This is a genomic window from Dietzia sp. SYD-A1, assembly GCF_015356725.1.
GTDB lineage: Bacteria > Actinomycetota > Actinomycetes > Mycobacteriales > Mycobacteriaceae > Dietzia.
Map to the genome: position 1 here is coordinate 1 of NZ_JADDKI010000228.1, position 3,312 is coordinate 3,312.

4 protein-coding genes are annotated in these 3,312 nt (G+C 74.2%); 3 read left to right on the forward strand and 1 reads right to left on the reverse strand.

Annotated elements, in window-relative coordinates; genetic code table 11:
* The first annotated feature begins 80 nt into the window (after positions 1-80).
* On the forward strand, positions 81-794 hold the full coding sequence (locus tag IY392_RS10150; RefSeq protein WP_228549257.1) for a CPBP family intramembrane glutamic endopeptidase: 714 nt from the start codon (positions 81-83) through the stop codon (positions 792-794).
* Between the two features lie 4 nt (positions 795-798).
* On the opposite strand, the gene truA is transcribed toward IY392_RS10150, so the two are convergent.
* A complete protein-coding gene (gene truA / locus IY392_RS10155) occupies positions 799-1,725 on the reverse strand; it encodes a tRNA pseudouridine(38-40) synthase TruA (protein ID WP_194861138.1) in 927 nt (308 codons plus the stop codon).
* Between the two features lie 47 nt (positions 1,726-1,772).
* Between truA and IY392_RS10160 the strand changes: the two genes are divergently transcribed.
* Positions 1,773-2,309, forward strand: coding sequence for a ClbS/DfsB family four-helix bundle protein (locus IY392_RS10160; RefSeq protein WP_194861139.1), 537 nt, complete (start codon positions 1,773-1,775; stop codon positions 2,307-2,309).
* A complete protein-coding gene (locus IY392_RS10165) occupies positions 2,306-3,235 on the forward strand; it encodes a hypothetical protein (protein WP_194861140.1) in 930 nt (309 codons plus the stop codon). Before IY392_RS10160 ends, IY392_RS10165 begins: the two co-directional genes overlap by 4 nt.
* The last annotated feature ends 77 nt before the right edge of the window (positions 3,236-3,312 follow it).

The window sequence follows — 3,312 nt, forward strand, 5'->3', positions numbered from 1 at the left end:
CACGGGGAAGTAGAGACCGGCGCCATGGGCACCGCGGGCGAGGGACACGGGCGAGCATGACCGAGGGCAGAATCGACCCCATGCCTGAGCCCGCGCCCACCACCCTGCTCGGCCGCTACCGGCACGCCTTCCGCACCGGCGAGATGGAGACCGCGCCGGTGCCGCCCACGCGCCGGCGCCTCGTCGTCGTCGTCATCACCCTGGTCGTGGGCACGGCCGTCAGCGCCTGGGCGCTGCGGATCCCACCCGGCGACACCATGTTCTATCCGGCCACCGCCCTGCTCGCGGCGGTGTGGCTGGTGGGGGCCTTCGCCTCCGGCCCGATCCGGGTGGGATGCGAGCCCTACCGCCCGGGCCGACCGATCCTGTCCTCGGTCCTCGCCGCCACGGCCCTGGCCCTCGTGTTCTGTGTGGGGGCGGTGGTGGTGGCGCAGATCGAACCGCTCCGCGAGCCCGTCGAGGCGCTGCTCGCCCACGCCACCGTGGGCAACCTGGCGTTGGTGGCCCTGCTCACGGCCGTCAACGGCGCCGCCGAGGAGTGCTTCCACCGCGGCGCGGTGTACTCGGCCACCTCGCGCATCCACCCGATCCTGGTGACCACGCTGATCTACGGCGCCGTCACGGCCGCCGCGGGCATCCCGCTGCTCGTGGTCGCCGCGCTCGTGCTGGGTCTGGTCACCGCGGTGCAGAGGCGGTGCACCGGCGGGGTGCTGGGGCCCATCGTCACCCACGTGGTCTGGTCGATGGTCATGCTGTTCGCACTCTCGCCGATCTTCGACGCCGCGAGCGGGTAGCCGACTACCCCCCGCAGCACTCCGCCCCGGCCCCCGGGCCGCGATCCGGGCCGGGGCGCACCTCACGGGTGGTGAGGTTCCTGGCCGCGAGGTCGACATCCGCCGGGTAGTCCACCCCCACCAGCGACAGGCCGCACGCGGGCGCCACGGGCACCGCCGACGACCGCTGCCTCTCGTCCAGCAGCCCGGTGATCCACTCCTGGCCGCGCCGGCCCTCCCCCACGGCCATCACCGCGCCCACCAGGCTGCGCACCATGGACCAGCAGAACGCGTCGGCGCTCACCGACGCGGTCCACACCTCGGCCGCCCCGGGCGCGTCAGGCCCGCGCGGATCCGGCTCGGCGAGCCAGTCGAAGCGCTGCAACTCCCGGATCGTCGTGGCGCCCTCCCGGCGACGACAGAACGCCGCGAAGTCGTGCAGGCCCAGCAGTCGCGAGGAGGCCTCACGCACCGCGTCCAGGTCCGCCGTCCGTGTCCAGGCCGCGGTGTCGCGGGCGCGGGTCGGCTCGGGCCCCCACGGCGCGGTGGTGAGCCGGTACTCGTAGTGGCGGCGCAGCGCCGAGAAGCGGGCGTCGAAGTCCGCGGGCGCCCACCGGGCGTGCATCACCGCGATGTCGGGGGGCAGGAGCCTGGCGAGTCTGCGCACCAGAGCCTCGGGGCGCCCGTCGAACGACCGCTGATCCAGCCACGCCGGGTCCACGTCGAGGTGGCACACCTGGGCCCGGGCGTGGACCCCGGCGTCGGTGCGGCCGGCGACCGTCAGGGTCACCGGGTGGCGCAACACGGTCCCGAGCTGCTCCTCCAGGACCCCGCACACCGTGCGCAGGCCGGGCTGCCGGGCCCACCCGGAGAAGTCGGTGCCGTCGTAGGCCACGTCCAGGCGGATCCGGCGGGTGGATGTGTCGGCCGCGAACTCCGACGGGGTGATCATGACCGTCGACGCTAGTCCACCGGCCCCGGCCGTGGCAGGCTCGGGTCATGCCGCGCCCGACCACCAGGACCGCACTGCTCGAGGCGGCCGCCGGGGAGTACGAGCGGCTGCACCTCGCCCTCGACCGGTTCGACCCCGTGGTACTGGCCGACGTCACCTGGGAGGCGGAGATCGAGGACACCTCCCGGCACCCGCGGGACGTGCTCACCCACATCCACGCCTGGCAGCTCATGGCCCTGGGCTGGGCGGAGACGGGGAACGCCGGCGGTACGCCCGCGATCCCCGGTGAGGGGCGCACCTGGCGCGAGACCCCGGCGATCAACGCCGAGATCCGCGAGCGCTACCTGGGCACCTCGTACGCCGACGCCGTCGACCTGCTCGCCGGCAGCCACGCCCGGTGCCTCGCCGTGATCTCCTCGCACTCCGACGAGGACCTCTTCACCCGGGGCCGCCACGCCTGGACCGGGAGCACCACGCTCGGTGCCTACCTCGTCTCCGCCACCTCGAGCCACTACGTGTGGGGGTGCAAGACCCTCCGTCGGATCCGGCGCGCGCTGCCGGCGCGCGTGATCTCGGGGATATGAGCGGCCACCCCGACGTGCTGCCGTGGCTGCGGGCGGCCGACCCGTCGACCGCGTACCTCGCCGCCCGCGACCTGGAGGACCACGACGACCCGGTGCTGCGGTCCGCTATCGCGGACTCCGGGGTGGGCGCGGCGCTGCTCGGGTACCGGCGTTCGGACGGGCACTGGGGATCCGGCTTCGCCCTGCCCCAGTGGACCAGCACGCACGACACGGTGCTCGAACTCGCCGGGCTGGGGCTGGACCCCGGCGACCCCCGCGCGACCTCGTCCGTGCGGATGGTCCTGGAGGCGCCACGGTGCGCCGACGGCGGCCTGCGCGTGAGCCCGACCGCCCACCGCAGCGACGTGTGCATCAACGGTATGGCGCTGACCTACTGCAGCCGATTCGGCGCGCAGACGCCTCTGTTGGCCGGGCTGATCGACGCGATCCTCGCCGAGCGCATGGCCGACGGCGGGTTCAACTGCCGGAGCACGCGGTCGGGGGCCACGCATTCCTCCGTGCACAGCACCACGAGCGTGATCGAGGGGTTCACCGCCTATCTCTCGGCCGGGCACCCGTACCGCGCCGACGAGGTCGCCGGGGCCCGCGCGGAGGCCATCGAGTTCCTGCTGGTCCACCGGCTGTTCCGCAGCCACCGGACCGGCCAGGTGATCCGCCCGGAGTTCACCCGGCTCCACCATCCCGCGCGGTGGCGATTCGACGTCCTGCGGGGCCTCGACGCCGTCACCGCGGCCGGTGTCGTCGCCGACGAGCGACTCTCCGACGGTCTCGACGTGCTCCGCCGGCGCCGTCGCGCCGACGGACGGTGGGCCGGCGCCCGCGGGTATCCCGGCGCCACCCACGTGGAGTACCCGGCATCCCGCGAGCCGAACCCGTGGATCACGGTCATCGCGCTGCGGATCCTGCGGAGGGTCGGGGTGGACTGAGAACGCGGAGAGCGGAACTCGTCCAGGATGGTGGTATGCAGTCTCCCCGCCTCGCGGCCCCCGTCGCCGTCCTCGCC